Source organism: Maricaulis sp. CAU 1757 (genome assembly GCF_054482675.1).
In genome coordinates, this window is the sequence record NZ_JBTLRI010000001.1 from 1,037,435 (window position 1) to 1,059,302 (window position 21,868).

Below are 21,868 nucleotides of genomic sequence, written 5' to 3' on the forward strand. Positions count from 1 at the left end.
CATGAAGATGCAGATCGATATCGAATGCTCCCCGGAGGAGGCGCGCGCCTTTCTCGGCCTGCCGGACGTCTCCACCGTCAATGAACGCCTCGTCGATGAAATGGTTCGGCGCGTGGCAGCGAACATGGACAGTCTTGAGCCGGAAGCGCTGATGAAGCAATGGACGACGCTGGGCGGACAAATGACCAACCAGTTCATGGACCTGATGCGCCAGGCTTCGGCGCCGAGCGGCGAGAAAAGCCAAAAATAACGTGAATACAACGGTTTATGCATTATCGACGCCGCCCGGCCGGTCCGGGGTGGCGGTGATACGCCTGTCCGGGCCGGCGGCGGGGGGTATCCTCGACGCCCTGGCCGGCTTGCCGCGTCCCGAACCGCGACGGGCGGCTCTGCGCAAGCTCCGGGCGCCGGATGGCACGCTGTTTGACCAGGCACTGGTATTGTGGTTCCGGGGGCCGGCGAGCTTTACCGGCGAGGACAGTGCGGAACTGCATGTGCATGGCGGGCCGGCGGTGATCGACGCGGCGCTGGCGGCGCTGGATGAAGCCGGTGCTGTGCCGGCAGAGCCCGGCGAGTTCACCCGCCGTGCGTTCGAGCACGACAAGCTTGACCTGACCGAGGCCGAGGGACTGGCCGATCTGATCGATGCGGAAACCGAAGGCCAGCGCCTGCAGGCGTTGAGCCAGATGTCCGGGGCCTTACGGGATCTCTACGACGGCTGGCGCGAGACGCTGATCGGGGCCCTGGCGGCGATCGAGGGCGAGATCGACTTCCCGGATGAAGGTGATGTTCCCGACGCCCTGGCGCATGTCGCCTTTGATCCGATCAGCGGACTGATCGATGAGATGGAAGCTCACCTCGACGACGGGCGCCGGGGTGAGCGGGTGCGCACCGGCTTCTCCATTGCCCTGATCGGGGCGCCAAATGCCGGCAAGTCGAGCCTGCTCAATAGACTGGCGCGGCGGGAGGCGGCGATTGTCACCGACATTCCCGGGACGACGCGGGACATCGTCGAAGTGCGCCTGACCATGGCCGGCTTTCCGGTGGTGATTTCCGACACGGCAGGGCTGCGTGAGGCGGTCGACGCGATCGAGGCGGAAGGCGTCCGGCGGGCGCTTGACCGGGCCGACAATGCGGATCTGCGGATCGGCGTCGCTGACGCCCGGTCCGACGCCGAGATGAAGGATTTGCAGGGGCGTCTGCGCGATGGTGATTTGTTGGTTATCAACAAGCTCGACCTGGCGCCCCAGAAGAAGTCGTCATCGGGCTACCCGCTGAGCGCCAAATCCGGGCAAGGCGTGGATGTGTTGGAAGCGCGCATAGAGGCGATCGTGAGTGAGCGCCTGCAGGCGCGTGAGACGCCGGCGCTGAGCCGGGCCCGCCACCGGCGCGCGGTGGAGGGGGCCAAGGCGGCGCTGGAGCGGTGCCTTGAGATGCTTGTCGTTGCCCCGGAACTGGCCGGCGAAGATGCCCGACTGGCGGTGCGGCAGCTGGAAAGCCTGACGGGCCGCGTTGATGTCGAGGACATTCTCGACCGCGTGTTCAGCCAGTTCTGTATCGGCAAGTAGCTCGCGCCGACGGACTGTTCCACGTGAAACATCGAATATGAGGACGTGCTCGCCTGCCGGGTCTCGACAGGGACGGAGATGGGCACTATGTAAGCCGACCTTTCGGGGCCGCGCTGCGGTCCGGTGCGTCCGCAAGAGACGCCGCCCGGAAGCTGCACCCTTTGAGCCGCATCTACCGAGCCAGGCGGAACGAGACCATGAAAAGCTGGGATGTCATCATAATCGGCGGCGGCCATGCCGGCTGCGAGGCGGCGTCTGCCGCCGCCCGTGTGGGCGCGCGGACCTTGCTGCTGACCCACAAGGTCGACACCATCGGAGAGATGTCGTGCAACCCCGCGATCGGTGGCCTGGGCAAGGGGCACCTGGTGCGCGAGGTCGACGCTCTGGATGGAGTGATGGGTCGCGTGGCCGACGCCTCGGGCATTCAGTTCCGTCTCCTGAACCGGTCGAAGGGGCCGGCCGTCCGAGGTCCTCGCACCCAGTCGGACCGGGCGCTCTACAGGGCTGCCATGCAGGCCGAGCTCGCGGGGGTCGACGGTCTCGAGATCGTCGGGGCAGCGGTCGAGGACCTGATCCTGGTCGACGGTCAGGTGTGCGGTGTTATCGATTCCGAAGGTCGCGAATATCATGCATCGGCCGTGGTCCTGACGACCGGAACGTTCCTGCGAGGTCTCATCCATCGCGGGGCCGAGCGGATCCCGGCCGGCCGCGCCGGAGAGGCGCCTGCGATCGGCTTGGCGGATCGCCTGTACGGGCTCGACTTGCGAATGGGTCGTCTCAAGACGGGGACACCGGCGCGGCTGCGCAAATCGTCGATTGACTGGGACGCGCTTGAACAGCAGCAGGCCGACGAGATTCCGGTGCCTTTCTCTTTCCTGACCTCCAGGATCGAGGTGCCACAGATATCTTGCGCGATCTCGCGTACGACCGAGGCGACGCACCGGATCATTGCCGACAATCTGCAGCATTCCGCAGTTTATAGTGGGGCAATTGGGGGACGCGGGCCGCGTTATTGTCCATCGATCGAGGACAAGGTCGTGCGCTTTGCCGACCGCACCAGTCACCAGGTCTTCCTCGAGCCGGAAGGGCTTGATGATGACACGGTCTATCCGAACGGAATCTCGACCTCGCTTCCTGACGATGTCCAGCTGTCTTTCCTGAAGACCATGCCGGGCCTGGAGCAGGTAGAGGTCAAGCGGTTCGGTTATGCCATCGAATATGATTACGTGGACCCGCGCGAGTTGGACGCGACGCTGCAGGTCCGGCGGGCGCCGGGCCTTTGGCTCGCCGGCCAGATCAATGGCACGACCGGGTATGAGGAGGCTGCGGCGCAGGGCGTGATGGCCGGCTTTAACGCGGCGTTGACGGCGTTGGGGCGGGAGCCCTTCATCCTGTCACGCTCGGACGCTTATATCGGTGTCATGATCGATGACCTGATTACGCGCGGTGTGTCCGAGCCCTATCGTATGTTCACCTCGCGAGCCGAGTACCGGCTGACGCTGCGGGCGGACAATGCGGATCAGCGGTTGACCCCGAAAGCCGTCGAGCTTGGCGCCGTCTCTGTTTCACGTGAAACAGCCTTCGTCGAGAAGATGGACGAGCTGGGCGCGACGCGGGACCGGGTCGCGACACTGAGCTTGACCCCCAATGAGGCGCGCCTGCACGGGCTTTCGGTCAATGCCGACGGCAAGCGACGCAATGTCAGTGAACTGCTGGCCTATCCGGACATCGCCTGGAGTGATGTGACCGTGATCTGGCCCGAGCTGGGCGAGGTGGCGCCGGCGATTGCCGAACAGATCGAAATCGATGCGCTCTATGCCGGTTATCTCGAACGCCAGCAGGCCGATATCCTGGCCTTCCGCCGTGACGAAGCGATCGCCCTGCCGCGGGACTTTGACTATGGCCGTGTCGGTGGCCTTTCCAATGAGGCGCGCGAGAAACTCCAGGCAGCGAGGCCGGAGACGCTTGGTCAGGCGGCCCGTATAGAAGGCGTGACGCCGGGCGCGCTGACGGCGGTCCTGGCCCATGTCAAACGTCAGGCGAAAGAGGCGAGCTAGTGGATCAGGCGGAGTTTCAGGCCCGGACCGGTGTTTCACGTGAAACACTGGACGGTTTCGAACGCTGGCGGCAGGCGCTGGTCGACACCAATACCCACACCAACCTGGTTGGCCGGTCGACGCTGGAGAATTTCTGGGAGCGCCACGCGCTCGACAGCTACCAATTGCTCGAGCATGTTCCGGCGACCACGCGTCGGATCGCGGATCTTGGTGCCGGCGCCGGCTTTCCCGGCATTGCCCTGGCGCTCGGGCTGCGGGACCGGGGCCAGGATTGTCGCGTGGTGATGATCGATTCCGTCGGCAAGAAAGTCGCCTTTCTCAAGCGCGTTATCGAGGATCTGGGCCTGAACGCCGAAGCGCGGGCGGTGCGGGTCGAATCACTCGACCCGGCAGAAGGCTTCGAGCTGGTCACCGGTCGTGCTTTTGCACCGCTGAATAAGTTATTGGGATTTGCTCATCCGCTGTTGAAAGACAGGGCTCAAGGCCTGTTTTTCAAAGGCCGGTCCTACCAGGACGAATTGACCGAAGCGCGTAAAAGCTGGAAGTTCGAGCATGAAGTCATACCCAGTCAGACCAGCGATGGGGTGATCCTGCGTATCAAAGAGGTGAAGCGTGCCCGATGACCTGCAGCGCCGTAAGGCCCCCCGCGTCATAGCCATCGCCAATCAGAAGGGCGGGGTCGGCAAGACCACGACGGCCATCAATCTGGGCACCGCCCTGGCCGCCATCAAGCAGAAGGTTGCCATCGTCGACCTGGACCCGCAGGGCAATGCCTCAACGGGGCTGGGCGTGCCGCCCAACAAGCGCGGACTGACCTCCTATGACGTGCTGGTAGGCGGAGATTCGATGAAATCCGCGCTGGCCGCGACCGTGGTGCCGGGTCTTTCCATCGTCCCGTCCGACCAGCTCCTTTCCGGAGCCGAGCTGGAACTGGCCGACGACCAGCGTCGCTCCTACCGCCTCAAGCGCGCCTTTGACCAGAGCCGGACAGCACTGGCCGAGAGCGAAGCGCTCGACTACATCCTGATCGACTGCCCGCCCTCCCTCAATGTGCTGACCGTCAACGCCCTGACGGCTGCTGACAGCATCCTCGTGCCGCTGCAGTGCGAATTCTTTGCGCTGGAAGGCCTGACGCAGCTGGTGCGCACGGTCGAGCGTGTGCGCGGTCACCTCAACACCAAGCTCGAGATCCAGGGGGTCGTGCTGACCATGTATGACAGCCGCAACAACCTCTCGCAGGAAGTCGCGGCCGATGTGCGCGAACATTTCGGTGACAAGGTCTACAAGACCATGATCCCCCGTAATGTTCGGGTTTCCGAGGCGCCGTCAGTGGGCAAGCCGGTCCTGCTCTATGACCTCAGCTGCACTGGCTCGCAGGCCTATATCGGCCTGGCCAAGGAAATCGTTCAGCAGGAACGCAAACGCCGCCGTGAAGAACAGGGTGAAGCCGCATGACCACGAGTGAGAAGAACAAGCGCCTGGGCCGCGGCCTGTCGGCTCTGCTGGGGGAATCGGAAACCGAGGCCTATGAGGCTCCCGCGGAAACCACCGGCGAAGCCCGACCGAGCCGCAATGGCGTGCGCATGATCCCCATCGAGGTGATCCGCCCCAATCCCGACCAGCCGCGCAAGACCATGACCGAGGCCGAGCTTGAGGCCTTGGCGGAGTCGATCTCCGAAAAGGGTATCGTGCAGCCGATCCTGGTGCGCCCGGTCGAGGCTGGCGCTATCGAGTTCGAGATCGTCGCCGGTGAACGCCGCTGGCGCGCCGCCCAGCAGGCCCGTCTGCACGAAGTGCCGGCCCTCGTCCGCGAGCTGACCGATCGCGAGACGCTGGAAATCGGTATTGTCGAGAACGTCCAGCGGGCCGATCTCAATCCGGTGGAAGAGGCGACCGCCTACAAGCAGTTGATCGAACGTTTCGGTCATACCCAGGATGACGTCGCCCGGGCCGTGTCCAAGAGCCGCAGCCATGTCGCCAACATGGTGCGCTTGCTCAACCTGCCAGCTTCTGTCCTGACCTATCTTGCCAATGGTGACATCAGCGCCGGCCATGCCCGCGCCATTGCGAGCGCCTCCGACCCCGCAGGAATCGCCGATCTTATTGTCGATAAAGGTCTTTCTGTCCGTGACGCCGAAAAGCTGGCGCGAGCCGAGGCTGACAATGGCCCCATCGAGACAAAGTCTGACAAACCCCTGACAAACGGCGACAAGGATGCGGACACGCGCGCGCTGGAAGCGGATATCACGGCACGACTGGGTCTGACCGTCGATATCAAGCACGGCGCCAAGGGCGGCGAGCTCAGGGTCAAGTACAAGACACTCGAGCAACTCGATGACGTCTGCCGTCGCCTTGGCGGTTCAGCCGGCTAGGGCACAGGTCTATCGTGCGGCCTGGGCAGCGCCGCGCGCCAGGCGCAACAGCAATTCACTGACCACGGCCTCGACCGGAACACCGGACCGTTTGACCTGTCTTTCGGCATCGAAGGCGAGCTGGCGGGCGAATTCCAGCCTGCGTCCGCGCCACAGCGCGGCCTGGCGTTTGAAGGCGGCGGCCTGGGGTCCGTAACGCGGCGCTCCCGCCCGCATGGCGGCATTATCGTCTCCGCTGCCCTGCACGATGCCGATCTGGTCAAGACGGCGCTGCAGCGCCCTGAGGATGCCGACCGCACTGCCGCCGGCGCTGATCGCGCGCGCATACGTACTGTCCGCCTCGGCAATGGCGCCGAGGAGGGCCGGACCGATGACCGCGTCCATCTGGGCGTCGCCAAGGTCGGCCGCGATGGCTTCGACGTCGGCGAGGGTCACGACGGTGTCGTCTTCGGCGCGCTGGCCGCGCAGACCCTTGAACAGGATGAGCTTGTCAATCTCGCCCCTGGCCAGCGCGCGGTCGCCTTCGAGCCGTGGCAGCCAGGTATCTCTAGCTGCACGATCAAGGGTCAGGCCCTCAGCCTCAAGTTGCTGATTTGCGAGGCTTTCGAGTGAAGTCGCGGTGTCAGCGTAACATGCTATAGCTATTGCTTTTTTTGCCGGTTCAAAGGTTTTTCGAAGCTTGCCTCGCGGCGTTAGATCTCCGGACTCGACCAGCAGCACCGCTTCGGCCGTCAGAGCGCCCTTTTCCAGATCGTCCAGAGCGCTGATCACCGGCCCTGACCCGGTCTCGCCATTGAGCCGGACCCGAACCAGGCGCCGGCCGCCGGTCAGGGACAGGGCGGCGAGCGCGTCGGCCAGGCCTGCCGGATCGGATTTCAGATCTTCCTCGGTGAGCTGGGTGACGGCGAACGGATCATCGACCGAGTCGACCAGCTGCGCGGCGAGCAGATTGGCCCGTTCGCGAGCCAGGCCACGGTCCGGCCCGTAAACAAGATAGGCGCGAATGGCCGGATCAGGACGCTTCAGGCAGGCGTCGACATCACGCGCCGACGCCTTCATCAGGTACCGCGTTCGTCGAGCGCGCGGACGAGTTTCAGGCTCAGTCTCTGGGCCGCCAGGCGGGCAGCCCGCTCTTCGGCATCCCGACCGGCCACCATTTCTGAATAGATCTGGGCGTTGCTCTCATAGGTCGCGTCCGCCACCACGTAGTCGGTGTCAATGGTCTCGCCGGTCCGCTCGTCGACGAGTACGTACTGCACGGTAACCTCGACACTGATCCGGGCGAATGAGGCCTCGGCCCCTACACCCAGACCGCGCCGGCGCAGGCTGGTTTCGGTGATCAGTTTCAGGGGACCCGCAGCCTGGCGCGCGCCCATGACGTCCAGCAATTCCTGCTGCAGATAGAAATCGATCCGTTCTTCACCGGTCTCCACACGAATGTCGCTGAGCTGGCGCCCGATCGCCCCACTCGCATACATCGGGGTAAAGCCGCATGCTCCCGTGAGCAGGGCGAGGGACACTGCTCCGGCAGCCAGTCCGATCCGTGAAAGACGCATGTATTCAGCCCGCGACAATATTGACGATACGACCGGGAACCACGATCACCTTGCGCACTGTAAGGCCTTCCAGCGTTCGCGCCACCCCGTCTTCGGCCAAGGCCAGTGCCTGAACACTATCCTGATCGGCCGTCTTGGACACGGTTATCTCGCCGCGGCGCTTGCCATTGACCTGGACCGGAAGCGTCACCTCGTCTTCGACCAGGAGCGCGGGGTCGGCGTCCGGCCACGGCGCGTCAATGACCAGGCCTGTACCGCCAAGCTGTTCCCAGCATTCCTCGGCCAGGTGTGGAATGAAGGGCGCGATGACGCGCACCAGAATGCCCAGGGCCTCGGCCTTGGCGGCGGTGCCGGCGTCGTCAGCCGGGTCGAAGCGCCGCAGGGTGTTGACCAGGTCATGGACCTGGGCGACGGCGGAGTTGAAGCGGAACTGCTCGATGGCCTCGGTCACCGCATGCAGCGCCTTGTGGGCGGCGCGGCGGACCTGCAGCGCTTCCCCGTCGGCGTCAGAAGGCACACAGAGGGGCCCGGGAGCGCCTTCGGGGAGCGAGTTGACGGTGGCCCAAAGGCGCTGGATGAAGCGCCACACGCCTTCCACACCGCTGTCGGTATACTCGACATCGCGTTCCGGCGGACTGTCGGACAATACGAACCAGCGTGCTGCATCGGCCCCATAGCTCTCGATGAAGGCTTCCAGGTCGACGACATTCTTCTTCGACTTGGACATCTTCTCGATCGAGCCGACCTGGACCGGCCTGCCGGTGGCGATCTCGACCTTGCGGCCATCCTTCTCGACGACCTCGTCCGGCAGCAGCCATTTGCCCTCGGCCGACTTGTAGGTCTCGTGGGTGACCATGCCCTGGGTGAACAAGCCGGCGAAAGGCTCGCCGCCGGGCAGGTCCATCAGGCCGCTGTCATTGAGAGCGCGGGTGAAGAAGCGGGCATAGAGCAGGTGCAGGATGGCGTGCTCGACTCCGCCGACATACTGGTCGACAGGCAGCCAGTACTGCACGTCCTCGGGCCGGAAGGGCTGGTCCTTGGCAAACGGCGAGGCAAAGCGCAGGAAATACCAGGACGAGCACACGAAGGTGTCCAGCGTATCGGTTTCGCGGCGGGCGGTGCCGCCGCACTTCGGACAGGTGGTGTGCTTCCAGGTCGGGTGCCGTTCGAGCGGATTGCTCGGCGCGTCGAAGGTCACGTCCTCCGGCAGCTTGACCGGCAGCTGGTCCTGCGGCACCGGGACCGCGCCGCAGCTGTCGCAGTGGATGATCGGGATCGGGCAGCCCCAATAGCGCTGGCGCGAGACCAGCCAGTCGCGCAGGCGGTAGGTGGTGGCGCCTTCGCCGAGACCGAGCTTCTCCAGTTCCGCGATGGCGCGTTCGATGGCTTCCGCGGTTTTCAGTCCGTCAAGGAATTTGGAATTGTAGATGGTGCCGTGGCCGGTGAAGGCCTCGTCCTCGATCACGTGGGTGGCGGCGTCGGCGCCGTCGGGCAGGACGACGGGATTGACCGGCAGGCCGTACTTGCGAGCAAAATCGAGGTCGCGCTGGTCTCCGGCCGGCGATCCGAAAATTGCCCCCGTGCCATAGGTCGAAAGCACGAAGTTGGCCGACCAGACAGGAATTTCCCAATACGGATCAAACGGATGTCTAACCTTGAGGCCGAGGTCGATACCCTTCTTGGGAGCCTTCTCGATTTCCTCTTCCGTAGTGCCCATGCGCGCGCAATCGTGCATGAACTTCTCTATCGTCGGGTCATCCTCGGCCAGTGCCTTGACGATCGGATGATCGGGGGCCAGAGCCAGGAAGCTGGCACCGAACATGGTGTCGGGACGGGTGGTGAACACGTCGATGGTGTCGCCGAAGCGGGCCGCGATTTCGCCGTCGAGCACCGGGAAACGGACCGTGGCACCGCGCGACCGGCCAATCCAGTTGGCCTGCATGGCCCGCACCTTGTCGGGCCAACGGTCGAGGTCGGCCAGTGCGTCCGTCAGCTCGTCGGCATACTCGGTGATCTTGAAGAACCACTGGTCGAGCTCGCGCTGCACCACCAGGGCACCGGAGCGCCAGCCGCGTCCATCAATGACCTGTTCGTTGGCCAGCACGGTCTGGTCCACCGGATCCCAGTTGACCTTGGCGGTCTTGCGATAGACCAGGCCGCGCTTGAACAATTCGATGAAAATGGCCTGCTGGTGGCCGTAATAGTCGGGATCGCAGGTCGCGATCTCGCGCGACCAGTCCAGGGCAAGCCCGAGACGCTGCAGCTGCGACCGCATCGCATCGATATTGGCGTGGGTCCACTCGCCGGGGTGGACACCACGTTCTCGTGCTGCGTTCTCGGCCGGCAGTCCGAAGGCGTCCCAGCCCATCGGGTGCAGCACGTCGAAGCCTCTAGCCCGCTTGTAGCGGGCCACGACATCGCCCATGGCGTAGTTACGAGAGTGACCGACGTGGATGCGTCCCGACGGATAGGGGAACATCTCGAGGACGTAATACTTGTCCTTGCCGGTTGGATTGTCCGGGCCGCCGGCGCGGAAGGCATCACGCTCCGCCCAGGCCGCCTGCCATTTGGGTTCGGCCTCGCGGGGATTGTATCGGCTCATGGGATTGTCTCGCTGGACGTGCGACCGGCGGACGCCGCCGCTAGTTTTCGAGCTGGGAGATCCGCAACTGGCGCGCGCGCGTCAGGATGGCGTTCTCGATTTCGTAGGCCGTATCCTCGCTGGTCGCCGCGTCATTCCAGTCGCCGCGCTCATCGCGCGTCTGGCGGAACACGTTCACGGCCAGGGCATCGGCACGAAGACGGGTGTCTAGGATGTATACGGTAAGCTTGAAGCGCTCGGTCGGCATTTGCGGATTGGCGTACCAGTCCGTGATAATCACCCCGCCGAACGGATCGACTTCTGCCAGCGGCATGAAGTTGATGGTGTCCAGGCTGGCGCGCCACAGGAAGCCATTGACGCCAATTCCGTCCGTGTCGATCGGCGTGCCGCGGCCGGCCAGCGGATTGGGCAGGCTCGGCAGGCGCAGGCCCGACGACTGGGATGCGCCGGATTCACCGGCATCGGAGCGCGAAGCGCAGGCGGGCAGAACGAGAATTGCAGCGGCAAGGGCCACTCCGAGAACCCGACGGTCAACCATGTGCCGTGACTCCTTCGATACAGACGGCGGAACGAACAATTATCGGCCGACGCAGAACACGTGACCGCTACTGAACGGCCTGTATAACATGCGATTTGCACCAGACCAGCGCCGAAAGGCACCCCATGACGAGTGTGACGGGCCTGCAACAGTGGCGGGAGAACATGCCCCAGCTTCCAACAGCGCGCTTGACCCTGCTGGCGAGCCTGCTTCCTTTAGAGCGCGACGTCCGGGGGGACGGGGCCGATCGGCGGGACCGTGAGACATGAGACGTAGTGACCTGGCGAAGTCCTTCGCCGTCCTTAGCGTCGTTCTTGCGGCCCCGCCGGCGTTCGCCCAGATCGCGGGTACCGATTACCAATCATCTGATTTCACGAGTTTTTCGACCGAGTTTCGGATCGATGCGGGGCTTGTGGCGCGGGCCGGTGACGCAGACGGGGCGCTGGCCGAGATCGATGCGCAATGGCAGGGCGAATACCTGGCCCAGTCGGGTCGTCGACTCCGTCTGGTCCTGGGTGTCCGGGGCGAGCGCGATTCCCGGCCCGGTCTGACCCTTGGGCCGGTGGGAAATTGCCCCTCCGGAACAGCCGACTGCGCCAGCCTGCAGGGCGCAGCTGTCTCTCCGGCCGTACAGTCACCGGCGAGCGGTCTGTACACGCACGGGCGGATGACCGGACGACGTGACCGGCTGGCGCTCGATGCCGCCTACATTTCCGTGTCATCCGGCTGGGGCGAGTGGCGGGCCGGCTACGGGCCGGGCGCAGCGCGCATCGATGCCGTGTCGGGACCGTCCGCCTTCCGCCTGAGCCGGGCCGACACCACGCGACTGCACAGCAACCCCCTGTCCGTGGGCCATACCGAAAACCGCCTGTCCGGCTTCTCACCCAAGCTGGTGTTTCATTCGATCGCCCTGGGCCAGGAGGCGACAGTGGGCACGCTGCGTGTCGCCGCCTCCTGGGCGCCGAACGGGGACGATTGCGACACCGATATGTGCGGCGTCGCAGACCGGGTGCCAAACCTGACCTATCCGGTCGCCGACCAGGTGGTCGAGCTGGGCGCGCTCTACGCACTGCGACGCGGCGAGCATGAATGGCAGGTCAGTCTCGGCCTGGCGGCCGGGCTGGAGACCCCGGCGGGGCTCGGCAGCGCGCAGGCAATCGATGTCGGAGCAAGTTGGCGACGCGGCAATTGGCTGGCAGGCGCCAGCGTCCTGCGCGCCGATGCCGGGGCCGGCGACAATGCGCTCTACCAGGCCTGGTCCGGCCAGCTGGGTTATGAGGTCGGGCCGTGGATCTATGTGTTCGAGCACGCCGCCTTCAGCGATGACTGGCTGCACGTCGACGGCAAGAGCTGGCAGATCGGGGCGTCGCGGCTGGTTGGCGACAACTGGCTGGTCGGGGCCGGTCTCCAGACGGCGGAGCGCGACGAGCCGGTGATCACACCGATCGGGCGACGCCAGCAGCGCCACCGCGCGGACGTGGTTTTCGTCGAGCTCGGCTGGCAGTTTTGACAAATCCGCCACAGCTGGATGAATTCTTCCTCACAAAGCGCAGAATCCCCTTGGGTGACTCCCCCCTGATGCGATAAATTGCCTTTCGAAGTGGGAGAAAGACGATGATCAGGCGGGTTCAACCGTTCGGCATCAAGACTGGCACTACGGCGCTCGGCAAGAGCGCGGGCGCGGCCCTCGCGGCAGCGCTGTTCCTGTGTGCGTCGCCCGCTTTTGCCCAGCAGCAGGATGTTCCGGCCATCGAAGATGCCGAAACGCCCTGGTACGAGGCCTTCACCCTGTCGATGAACGAGTCGACGCCGCCCAGCCTGGTCGACCTGGAAACCTTTGACGTGCCCCTCAATGGCGGCCGCTGGGGGCTTAGCCTGGGTATCGAGGAAGCGGCCGAGACGCCGTTCCAGCGCGAAGACCTGAGCGCGGGCGCCTTCGTCAACTTCGGTGACCGTATCCGCCTCGGCGGCCAGTTGCGGCTGGCCACGCCTGACAGTGTCTATCTGACACCGTCCGAGCCGGTCGAGCGGCAGCCGGAGATCAAGTTCGAGTCGGCGCTGCGCTTCTAGGCGTCGCCAAGCTCCGCGGCGAGCGCTCCAACCGCTGCCAATCCCGAGAATCCCAGACTGAGCAAGCGTCTCGCCGTGCGCGTGTTGACGCCGCCCAGCGCGTAGACCGGCAGGCCGGCGCGGCGAGCTATGGCGGCTGCTGTCAGGGGGCCGAGCGGGGTGGTGGCGCTGGGGCTGGCGCTGGGGAAGACGGGTGAGAGCAGGACTGCGTCGAGGTCGGCGGCGCGGGCGCGGGCGAGCCCCGAGCCGCCGTGCAGGGCGCCGCTGAACAGCCGCGCATCACCGCGCCGGCGGCGCGAAGCGGCTTCGGCCAGGCGGGATTCCGGCCAGTGCACACCGTCCGGCGCAAGCGCCGTTTCCAGTTCGCGATCGGCAGAGACCAGAAATACGAGCCCGCGGCTCCTCGCGATTTTGGCCATGCGGTGACCCGTCTCGAACCGCTCGGCCGCGCCGAAGTGGCGGTAGACAAGGCCACTGCCAGGCGGCAGATGCGAGGCCAGAGCCAGCGGGTCGGGGGTTCGAGCCGGGTCGGTCAGCGCCAGCAGCGGTGGCAGGGCGGCGCTGCGGCCACCCCGCACGGCCCGCGCGAGGCTTGCCAACCGGGCAATGTCGTCGTACGGCGGCTGCATGACCCTATCCTCTCCAGATACCGATATCGCGGGCCGCCGGTCGAGCCTGCTCGAGCGCATTGCCACAGCCGCCCGGGCGGTCGGCCGCGACCCGAGTGACACCAGATTGGTGGCCGTGTCAAAGCGCCAGAGTGACGCCCGCATCGAGGCCGCCCTGGCGGCCGGGCAGCGCGTGTTCGGCGAGAACCGGGTCCAGGAAGCGCAGGCGCACTGGGCCGGCCGCCGCGACAGCTATGACGATCTGGAGCTGCACCTCATAGGGCCCTTGCAGAGCAACAAGGCGGCAGAGGCGGTAGCCCTGTTCGACGTCATCGAGACCCTCGATCGTGACAAGCTGGCCAAGGTGCTGGCGCGCGAGATGGAGGCCCAGGGCAAGCGGCCCAAACTGCTGGTTCAGGTCAATACCGGCGAGGAAGAGCAGAAGGCCGGCCTGGCCCCGGCCGAGCTGGGCGACTTCCTGGCCCGGGCGCGCGACGAGCACGGGCTGGAGATTGCCGGGCTGATGTGCATTCCGCCGCTCGATGCCCCGGCCGGATTGCACTTTGCCCTGCTGGCCAAGCTGGCTGAGACGCATGGCCTGGCGGAGCTATCGATGGGCATGAGCAATGATTTCGAGACGGCGACGGCGCTGGGCGCCACCTCGGTGCGCGTCGGCAGCGCCCTGTTCGGCGAGCGCGAAACCGGCTGAGCCTAGTCGATGACGAGGTGATCACCCGGGCGCGCGGCTTTCAGGAAATCGCGCAGATCGGACGGGGCTAGGGCAACACAGCCCTCTGTCGGCTCGTAATCGCCGCGCTTGCAGTGCAGGAAGATGGCCGAGCCGGCCCCGGGCACGGGCGGGTCATCATTGTGACCCAGCACGACGATGATGTCGTACAGCCCGTCCTCGCGCCACAGGGTCTCGTGGGAGGCCGCGTAGGGGCGGCGGACCGGGCGGTTGTAGGCCGGGTCGTCCGGCGCGTCACACCAGCCGTCATCCGGTCTGAGCGCGCGCACGGGCAGGACGGTGTCGGGCCGGACCACGCGGTCTGCGCGGTACAGCACGCGGCGCACCGGCCAGCGACCGAGCGGCGTGGCGCCATCGCCCTCACGCTTGTCTGACGCCTTCGTGACGCCGCCTTTTCCCAAGGCGGCGCGTACAGTGCGATCGGCCAGCTCAAAGCGGCCCTCGGGGGAAACCATCCAGTCCATGACGTACAGGTATCAGAGCGTGACGCGGTGGTCAGCCGGGGCGGCGCAACAGTATGGCCGCGCGGCGGGTCGGCGAGGGACAGGCGCACCGTCGGATGACGGGCGATGTCCCGTCGCCTTCCCCACCACGGATGGGGGTCCGGCTGGCGGACCTGCGATTAACCAAGCAAATTCAGGACCAAATCGCGGCCCAGCCGGGGCGTGGCAATATCGGAAACGCGGCACTTTCTGCCCGGCGGTGTTTGCCGCCCGGCAAGAATTGCCTTGCACCGCGAAATAGGCATGATCAGTCATATGAGCGCACAGAAGACCATTCTCATCGTCGACGATGATGAAGACCTGCGGGACGCCCTGATGGAGCAGTTCGCGCTTCACGAGGAGTTCAAGACTTTGTCGGCGGAGACCGCCGGGGCCGGCATGACCACGGCCAAGACCGAGCGTGCGGACCTGATCCTGCTGGATGTCGAACTGCCCGACATGGATGGCCGCGAGGCCTGCCGGCTGATGCGCAAGAACGGCATTTCGGCGCCGATCGTCATGCTGACGGCGCAGGATACCGACGCCGACCAGATCCTCGGGCTGGAGAGCGGCGCCAATGACTATGTCACCAAGCCGTTCAAGTTCTCCATCCTGCTGGCCCGTGTGCGCGCCCATCTGAGGAGCCACGAGCAGAGCGAGGACGCGGTGTTCCAGGTCGGGCCGTACGAGTTCCGCCCGGCCATGAAACTGCTTCTCACCGCCGACCAGAAGAAGATCCGGCTGACCGAGAAGGAAACCAACATCCTCAAATACCTCTACCGCGCCGGCGGCAAGCCGGTGCCGCGCGACGAGCTGCTGCACGAGGTCTGGGGCTATAATCCGGCGGTCACCACGCACACGCTGGAAACCCACATCTATCGCCTGCGCCAGAAGATCGAACCGGAACCGGCCCAGGCGCGGTTGCTGGTGACGGAGAGTGGCGGGTATCGCTTGCAGGGGTAGCAGGAACAGGGTGCGCCACGGGCGGCCGAGAATTGCTTCCCGTCAGTTGAACGCGCGGGGCGCGGTCTGGACCATTGATCTCTTGTCAGCCAGCGGGCCTCTGAGGCGGACTCTCGGTAAGAGATGAATGGGGAGGTGCCGGCGCGTTGCGTCCGCTTTTTTGCGCTTGTCGCCACGCCGATTTCCCCGCCTTTATGGCGGGGCCTCGGATCGCTTTTCCTGTATCCGATACCGGCCGTTTAATGCGCGGACAGGATTGGAGGCCCCGGCCTTCGCCGAGGAAAACCCTAGCGGGGAATCGGCGGAAGCGCTCCTAGCCACCCACCCGCAGCACGACCGGCGCATGGTCCGACGGCTTTTCAACGCTGCGCATGTGGTCGTCGATGCGGAAGGCGTCGCGGCCGCCGGCGAGGCAGAGCTCGCGGGCGGCGGGGGAGGCCCAGATGTGGTCGAGGCGGCGGCCGCGATTGGCTTTTTTCCAGTCCTTCGCGCGGTAGGACCACCAAGTGTAGACCTTCTCGTCCATCGGGATCAGCTCGCGGGCGATGTCGGCGAATTCGCCGGCCTGCCGGATGCGTTCCAGGGCCTCGGTCTCGACCGGGGTGTGGCTGATCACCTTGAGCAGCTGCTTGTGCGACCAGACGTCGTGCTCATAGGGCGCGATGTTGAAATCGCCGACCAGGATCATCGGCGTGTTGGCGGTGTCGCGCTCGCGGAAATAGGTCTCGATGCGGTCGAGGAAGGCGAGCTTGTGGGCGAAGCGCGGATTGGTCTCCGGGTCCGGCTCGTCGCCGCCGGCGGGAATGTAGAAATTGTGCAGCTCGATACCCTCGACGCCGACCCGCTGGTGGCGCGCCTCGGCCTTGGGGCAGAGCTCCTCGTCGCCCAGATCTTCCAGCGGAAGTTTCGAGGCGATGGCGACGCCGTGCATGCCCTTCTGGCCGCGCACGTGGAAGTGTCTGAAGCCCATCTCGCGGAAGGCCTCTTCCGGGAATTGCTCGTTCAGGCACTTGATTTCCTGCAGGCACAGAACGTCCGGATCGGCTTCGGCGACCCAGTCGGCGACCATCGGTGCGCGCAGGCGCACGGAGTTGATGTTCCAGCTGGCCAGGGTGAAAGCGGTCATGGGCACGTCCTTACGCGAGTACTCGAAATGCGGGTGGTCAGGTCAGAGGATGTTGTAGGTGGCGCCGGACAGGCCGACCGGCCAGCGGCCGCGGGCGAACAGGCGCCAGCGCATCAGGAAGGGGTGCGGCGGGTCGTCGTCCTCGGCTTCCGCGAGGATGACCAGGGCGGCGCCGTTGGCGGCCTGGGCCAGCGCTCCGGCGGCGGCATGCACCAGTTCGATGTCCTCGATATCGTCCAGCGAGGCCGCTTCCTCGACGGCGTCCTTGGCGCTGTCCCCGGTCTTCTGGGCGATCAGCGTCAGGGCGGCCTGGACGGCCTCCTCGTTGAGGCGCTCCAGGACGCGCGAGACCAGGCCGGTGCGCAGCATTTCCTCGGCTTCCCAGCCTACCGGGTCGCGATCCAGGGATTCCGCGGCACCCGCGGCTTCGCGCCAGTCGGTCAGCATGGCCGGCTCGGCGTGCGGAAATCCCAGGCCGTCCAGATAGAGCCGGGCCAGCGCCTTCTCGCGGTCGTCCAGCGGCTCGCCGAGGCGGGAGAACCAGGTATTGGCGTTCAGGCTCTCGGCAAAGGCCCGGGCCTTGTAGAGGAGCGGGATTTCCTCAAGCAGGCGGGGGATGTCGGTGTGGTCGGGGTCATCGTCAAAGCGCATGCCCGTTATGTAACCCTGCCGGAGGCGCCTGCACAGGGTCGCGCGCACCGAAGGCCGGGTCGGGACGGATAGAATGGATAATCTGGATAAAGTTACGCCCGGCTTCGAGGGGGGGGAGAAGCCGGGCGCAACAGGGTGCGCTTTAATGTCAGCGCTGCGCCGGGAGGGGATCAATCCGGCGCGACCGAGCACGGATCCGCAAGCGGGGGGACGACGCCGATCCAGTGCGTCTCAGTCAACTCATGCATAACGCCACACGCGGGCACGGGAAACAAATAAAAAATGAGACAGGTCTTGCGTGTGATGTAAAAGCATCAACTCTTTAGCGACGATTGCGTCGCCGGTCTTCGCGATCACTTTCATCGGGGATCACAAACAGGCGCGGATCAAGCGTCATGCCGGTGCTCGCATCGCTCAGCGTCACGCGCGTGGTTTCACCAAGTGCATCCAGCACATACCAGCCACGAAGCTCGAGGCTCGGCTGAGCGAAAACGACGGTCATCTCGCCCTGCATTTCAGCTTCAGCGTCGCGGAGGGTGAGATAAAGCAGCCCGGCATCCTGCGAGATGTCGACGATTTCGGCGTCCCGGGCGAGGTCGATCTCCGGTTTCAACAGCCACCACAGCGGTGTCGAGCGCAAGGGCGCCCGATCCATGGTTTCCAGCGCCGTGTCTTCGAACGCCACGGTGGTGCCGTCGGCGATCACGCGGACCGGGCTCGGCTCGTCATACTCGAAGCGGAGCCGGCCGGGGCGGGACAGCGACAGCACGCCGCCGGCGACGGAGCCGTCCGGCGCGTATTGGGTGAAACGCGCGCGCAGGGTCGTCAGGTCGTTGAGCCAGGCATTGATCCCGGCCAGGGCGGCGTCGCGGTCCAGCGTCGCTGCAGCGGAGTCCGTGGCGATGGCGGCGGCGGGCTCTGCCGGCGCAGCGCTGTCGGTCGGGGCGGAGGCCTGGAGCAGGGCCAGGCTGGCAAGAAGCGTAATCATGGCGCCAAGCTGGGGAATGAATGCGGCTTCAGCAAGACCCGGATGTTCATTTTGCTGTCAGCCGTTCGGGCCGCCTCAGGGGGACCCGCAATCGAGCGGCCACGCGGTGACGGTGCCGGGCAGCCAGTGCGGGATCAGCAGTTGGTCGCCGTCGATGATGAGGTCATTCATGTAGACCTCGTCCTCGCGGCGATCGGTCACCAGCTGCACACTGTGGTCAGCATTCAGGTGCCAGACGCGGCCGGGCCAGGCGGAGACGATATAGCGGCCCTCGCCGGCCGCAGCGATACCGTCGAGGCGGCCGAGGCCGTCGGCCAGCCGGGTTATCGTCTGCTCGGCCCAGTCGATGGCCAGCACGGCACCGTCGTCCATGGTGGTGACGAGGAGGCGGTCGGCCTCCGGCAGCAGGCCGTTGAGGCCGGCCAGGGCGGCGTCCTCCAGCCAGATTTCGCTTGCGCCGTCGCGCCAGCGATAGATGCGGCCCAGTCGGCTGTCAGACAGGTAGAGCGCGCCGTCATGGGCGGCGGCGTCATTGAGAAATTCCGCTCCCTCTATCGGGTGATGCCCCGTGACCTCGCCGCTGGCCAGATCGACCTCGACGACATGGTCGAGATCGTTGACGAAAAGTCGGCCGTCCAAGCGGGCCATGCCCTTGGGCGAATCCAGGCCACTGACCCACTCCCGTGTCACCAGTCGGCCGGCAGCGTCTATCCGGGCCAGATAGCCATTGCCGTCCCGGGCGTCGCCGGCGCCGTTGACGTTGGAGACGACATAGCCGCCCGTGCCGTCCGAGATGATGCTTTCCGGTGCGTCGAGCCCGGTCACCGTCCAGGCCGGCGCGGCGCCGTCGGCCAGGCTCGCTAGACAGACGCTGGATAACAATGACAGAAACATGCCGATCTCCCCCGTGCTGCTACGCCAGCAGGCTAGCCGAGCGGGGCGGCGGTTTCAGGTGAATTCAGGGCCATGCGGATCACAAGCCTGCGAGCGCGGCTCAGTCCTCGTGTTCGGGCAGGAAGATCTCACGTCGACCGGCATGATCGGCAGGTCCGATCATGCCTTCTTCCTCAAGCCGCTCTATCAGCGTGGCGGCGCGGTTATAGCCGATCTGCAGGCGGCGCTGGATATAGGAGGTCGAGGCCTTGCGGTCGCGCGCCACCACGGCCACGGCCTGGTCGAACAGGGCGTCGCCCGAGCCTTCCTCGCCGAGCTCAAGGCCGGACGTGCCGTCCTCGTCGTCTCCGCCGGCGGTGACCGCTTCCAGATACTCCGGAGCGCCCTGCTTCTTCAGGAATGCGGCGACGTCCTCGACTTCCTGGTCCGACACGAAGGGGCCGTGCAGGCGCCGGACGCGGCCGCCGGAGGCCATGTAGAGCAAATCGCCCATGCCCAGCAGCTGTTCGGCGCCCTGCTCGCCGAGAATGGTGCGGCTGTCGATCTTCGAGGTCACCGAATAGGAAATCCGGGTCGGGAAATTGGCCTTGATGGTGCCGGTTATGACGTCTACGGACGGGCGCTGGGTCGCGGTCACAAGGTGGATGCCGGCGGCCCGGGCCATCTGGGCCAGGCGCTGCACCGCAGCCTCGATCTCCTTGCCCGCGACCATCATGAGATCCGCCATCTCGTCGATCACCACGACGATGTAGGGCATCTTCTCGGCGGCGATTTCCTCGGTCTCGAAGATCGGCTCGCCGGTTTCCTTGTCATAACCGGTCTGCACGGTGCGCGACAGTGGCTCGCCGGTCTTCAGGCTGTCAGCCACTTTCTCGTTGAAGCCGGCGACATTGCGCACGCCGATCTTGGACATGCGCAGATACCGGCTCTCCATCTCGCGGACCGCCCACTTGAGAGCCACAACGGCTTTCTTGGGGTCGGTGACAACAGGTGTCAGGAGGTGCGGAATACCATCATAGACCGAGAGTTCGAGCATTTTCGGGTCGATCATGATCATCCGGCAGTCTTCCGGCGGCAGCCGGTAGAGCAGGGACAGGATCATGGCATTGATGCCGACCGACTTGCCCGAGCCGGTGGTACCGGCGATCAGCAGGTGCGGCATGCGCGCCAGATCGGCGACGAAGGGCTCGCCCCCGATTGTTTCGCCCAGCGCGAACGGCAATTCGGCGCCTGAGTCCTCGAACGGCTTGGAATTGAACAGGGCGCGCAGGAAAACGGTCTCGCGCTTGGGGTTGGGCAGCTCGATACCAATCGCATTGCGGCCGGGCACCACGGCGACGCGGGCCGCCATGGTCGACATGGAGCGGGCGATGTCGTCGGCGAGGTTGATCACGCGCGAGGATTTCACCCCTGGCGCGGGTTCGAATTCGTACAGGGTGACCACCGGGCCCGGTCGAACCTGGACGATCTCGCCCTTGACCCCGAAATCGGCCAGCACGCCCTGCAGAAGTTCGGCATTCTGGCGCAGCGCCAGCTCGTCGACAGCGTCGTTGCGCACCGCCGGCCGGGCCAGCAGGTCGAGGCGCGGCAGTTTGAATTTGTCGGACTGGACGAAGGGCAGCGCGCCCTGGGCTTCACGGGCATCGCGGTCGGACTGACGCGCCTTGCGGCTGGCAGCGACCTTGACGTGGCTGGCGGGCGGCTCGTCATCGACATCGGCGACGGTCGCGCGGGAAGGGCTGTCGGGTGTGTCGGCGGCGCGCATGGCGCGGCGCAGCACCGGCTCGTCGGGACCGGCGTGGCGCTCGATCTCGTCATCATCACGGCCGCCGCCGAAGGGTGACAGGGCACGCCAGTCGAGATGGCGGATGGCATCGGCCCAGACCCGAAGCGTGGCCCAGACCAGGCCGGCGGCGTCGGCAGCGGCGCTGATGTCCTGTGAGCGCAGGCCGAAGGTGAAGAACACACCGCCAACCGCTATCAGAAGGGCCAGGCCGGCGGCCAGGCCCTGGGCCGCAGGCAGTTCGAAACGGGTGGGCAGGGCGGCCAGCAGGCCAAGCAGCATGTCGCCCAGCGCGCCACCGAGACCAGAGGCGAACGGCCAGCTCAGCGGCAGGGGCAGGACGGCGAGGCTGGCGGCGAAAGCGGCTGTGGCAATGGCGGCGAAGATCCAGCGCCAGGCGGTCAGTGCGCCCGGGCGCGGCCGCGGCATGCGCCAGACCAGGATGCCGCCCCAGATCAGCGCCGCGATGGCCGGACCGCCAGCGGCCCAGCCGAGCGCCTGCAGCAGGGCGTCGGAGGTAATCGCCCCCGGCGCGCCGAGCCAGTTGGCGTGCGGTTCCTGGCCGGCCACGTTCCAGCTCGGGTCAAGCGCCGAATGCGTCATCAGCGAGACCAGCAGGAAAACGCCGGTGACCAGCAGCACGGCCCCGGTCACCACATCCACGAGGCGCAGGCGCCACAAGGGCGGCGGCGCGCTGGGGGCCACGGTTTTCGCGCGCTTGGCGGCTTTGACCTGTTTCACAGGTCTGGATTTACTGGCGCTTCGACGACTCATGCCCAAGGTTTAACGCCGCGTTGGTTCCCGAGGGGTAAACAAGTGTTAACGCTGCTGCGAAGCGGTGACGGGCGTGGGGGCTTCGAGG

At 65.8% G+C, this 21,868-nt stretch carries 21 protein-coding genes; 10 read left to right on the forward strand and 11 right to left on the reverse strand.

The features are described from left to right. Position 1 precedes the first annotated feature (1 nt). From ACXYMR_RS04860 to ACXYMR_RS04885, 6 genes are all read left to right on the forward strand, one after another. Complete coding sequence (locus ACXYMR_RS04860; protein ID WP_458941629.1) at positions 2 to 250, forward strand: DUF6489 family protein; 249 nt, start codon at positions 2 to 4, stop codon at positions 248 to 250. Between the two features lies 1 nt (position 251). Continuing rightward, positions 252 to 1,568, forward strand: coding sequence for a tRNA uridine-5-carboxymethylaminomethyl(34) synthesis GTPase MnmE (gene mnmE / locus ACXYMR_RS04865; RefSeq protein WP_458941630.1), 1,317 nt, complete (start codon positions 252 to 254; stop codon positions 1,566 to 1,568). 197 nt (positions 1,569 to 1,765) lie between these two features. Continuing rightward, positions 1,766 to 3,625: a tRNA uridine-5-carboxymethylaminomethyl(34) synthesis enzyme MnmG gene (gene mnmG / locus ACXYMR_RS04870; protein ID WP_458941631.1), complete on the forward strand. Its 1,860-nt coding sequence runs from the start codon at positions 1,766 to 1,768 to the stop codon at positions 3,623 to 3,625. Further along, the gene (rsmG, locus tag ACXYMR_RS04875) at positions 3,625 to 4,248 is read left to right on the forward strand and encodes a 16S rRNA (guanine(527)-N(7))-methyltransferase RsmG (RefSeq protein WP_458941632.1); all 624 of its coding nucleotides are present in this window, start codon (positions 3,625 to 3,627) and stop codon (positions 4,246 to 4,248) included. The genes mnmG and rsmG overlap by 1 nt, the downstream gene beginning before the upstream one ends. After that, a complete protein-coding gene (locus tag ACXYMR_RS04880; RefSeq protein ID WP_458941633.1) occupies positions 4,238 to 5,080 on the forward strand; it encodes a ParA family protein in 843 nt (280 codons plus the stop codon). The genes rsmG and ACXYMR_RS04880 overlap by 11 nt, the downstream gene beginning before the upstream one ends. Beyond that, complete coding sequence (locus ACXYMR_RS04885; protein WP_458941634.1) at positions 5,077 to 5,997, forward strand: ParB/RepB/Spo0J family partition protein; 921 nt, start codon at positions 5,077 to 5,079, stop codon at positions 5,995 to 5,997. Before ACXYMR_RS04880 ends, ACXYMR_RS04885 begins: the two co-directional genes overlap by 4 nt. A 9-nt stretch (positions 5,998 to 6,006) precedes the next feature. Here the strand turns inward: ACXYMR_RS04885 and holA are convergent, their stop codons facing one another. Genes holA through ACXYMR_RS04905 form a run of 4 tightly spaced genes read right to left on the reverse strand, consistent with a single transcriptional unit; the run spans position 6,007 to position 10,693 of the window. After that, positions 6,007 to 7,056 (reverse strand): DNA polymerase III subunit delta, encoded by a 1,050-nt coding sequence (gene holA / locus ACXYMR_RS04890; protein ID WP_458941635.1) that lies wholly within the window; start codon positions 7,054 to 7,056, stop codon positions 6,007 to 6,009. Then, a complete protein-coding gene (locus tag ACXYMR_RS04895; RefSeq protein ID WP_458941636.1) occupies positions 7,056 to 7,553 on the reverse strand; it encodes a hypothetical protein in 498 nt (165 codons plus the stop codon). The genes holA and ACXYMR_RS04895 overlap by 1 nt, the downstream gene beginning before the upstream one ends. 4 nt (positions 7,554 to 7,557) lie before the next feature. Then, entirely contained in the window at positions 7,558 to 10,155 is a 2,598-nt protein-coding gene (gene leuS, locus ACXYMR_RS04900) for a leucine--tRNA ligase (RefSeq protein ID WP_458941637.1), read from the reverse strand. Between the two features lie 40 nt (positions 10,156 to 10,195). Further along, positions 10,196 to 10,693, reverse strand: coding sequence for a DUF3576 domain-containing protein (locus ACXYMR_RS04905; protein ID WP_458941638.1), 498 nt, complete (start codon positions 10,691 to 10,693; stop codon positions 10,196 to 10,198). A gap of 265 nt (positions 10,694 to 10,958) precedes the next feature. Between ACXYMR_RS04905 and ACXYMR_RS04910 the strand changes: the two genes are divergently transcribed. Next, positions 10,959 to 12,203 (forward strand): porin, encoded by a 1,245-nt coding sequence (locus ACXYMR_RS04910; protein ID WP_458941639.1) that lies wholly within the window; start codon positions 10,959 to 10,961, stop codon positions 12,201 to 12,203. A 104-nt stretch (positions 12,204 to 12,307) separates the two neighbouring features. Continuing rightward, positions 12,308 to 12,763, forward strand: coding sequence for an NtrZ family periplasmic regulatory protein (locus ACXYMR_RS04915; RefSeq protein ID WP_458941640.1), 456 nt, complete (start codon positions 12,308 to 12,310; stop codon positions 12,761 to 12,763). Here ACXYMR_RS04915 and ACXYMR_RS04920 read toward each other — a convergent pair. Next, positions 12,760 to 13,392: a thiamine phosphate synthase gene (locus tag ACXYMR_RS04920; protein WP_458941641.1), complete on the reverse strand. Its 633-nt coding sequence runs from the start codon at positions 13,390 to 13,392 to the stop codon at positions 12,760 to 12,762. The genes ACXYMR_RS04915 and ACXYMR_RS04920 overlap by 4 nt on opposite strands. On the opposite strand from ACXYMR_RS04920, the gene ACXYMR_RS04925 reads away from it, so the two are divergent. Then, entirely contained in the window at positions 13,391 to 14,080 is a 690-nt protein-coding gene (locus tag ACXYMR_RS04925) for a YggS family pyridoxal phosphate-dependent enzyme (protein WP_458941642.1), read from the forward strand. The two genes, ACXYMR_RS04920 and ACXYMR_RS04925, sit on opposite strands and share 2 nt — an antisense overlap. A 2-nt stretch (positions 14,081 to 14,082) precedes the next feature. Here ACXYMR_RS04925 and ACXYMR_RS04930 read toward each other — a convergent pair whose 3' ends face one another. Beyond that, positions 14,083 to 14,583 carry a L,D-transpeptidase family protein gene (locus ACXYMR_RS04930; RefSeq protein ID WP_458941643.1) on the reverse strand — a complete coding sequence of 167 codons (501 nt, stop codon included), beginning with the start codon at positions 14,581 to 14,583 and terminating at the stop codon, positions 14,083 to 14,085. A 294-nt stretch (positions 14,584 to 14,877) separates the two neighbouring features. On the opposite strand from ACXYMR_RS04930, the gene ACXYMR_RS04935 reads away from it, so the two are divergent. Further along, complete coding sequence (locus ACXYMR_RS04935; protein WP_458941644.1) at positions 14,878 to 15,564, forward strand: response regulator transcription factor; 687 nt, start codon at positions 14,878 to 14,880, stop codon at positions 15,562 to 15,564. Positions 15,565 to 15,877: 313 nt separating this feature from the next. Here the strand turns inward: ACXYMR_RS04935 and xth are convergent, their stop codons facing one another. From xth to ACXYMR_RS04960, 5 genes are all read right to left on the reverse strand, one after another. Beyond that, on the reverse strand, positions 15,878 to 16,690 hold the full coding sequence (gene xth / locus ACXYMR_RS04940; protein ID WP_458941645.1) for an exodeoxyribonuclease III: 813 nt from the start codon (positions 16,688 to 16,690) through the stop codon (positions 15,878 to 15,880). Positions 16,691 to 16,732: 42 nt separating this feature from the next. Further along, complete coding sequence (locus ACXYMR_RS04945; RefSeq protein WP_458941646.1) at positions 16,733 to 17,341, reverse strand: hypothetical protein; 609 nt, start codon at positions 17,339 to 17,341, stop codon at positions 16,733 to 16,735. A 322-nt stretch (positions 17,342 to 17,663) separates the two neighbouring features. Continuing rightward, positions 17,664 to 18,329, reverse strand: a complete 666-nt coding sequence (locus ACXYMR_RS04950) for a LolA family protein (protein WP_458941647.1) — start codon at positions 18,327 to 18,329, stop codon at positions 17,664 to 17,666. 75 nt (positions 18,330 to 18,404) lie between these two features. Continuing rightward, a complete protein-coding gene (locus ACXYMR_RS04955) occupies positions 18,405 to 19,223 on the reverse strand; it encodes an SMP-30/gluconolactonase/LRE family protein (RefSeq protein ID WP_458941648.1) in 819 nt (272 codons plus the stop codon). A 100-nt stretch (positions 19,224 to 19,323) separates the two neighbouring features. Beyond that, a complete protein-coding gene (locus tag ACXYMR_RS04960) occupies positions 19,324 to 21,747 on the reverse strand; it encodes an FtsK/SpoIIIE family DNA translocase (protein WP_458941649.1) in 2,424 nt (807 codons plus the stop codon). Between the last annotated feature and the right edge of the window lie 121 nt (positions 21,748 to 21,868).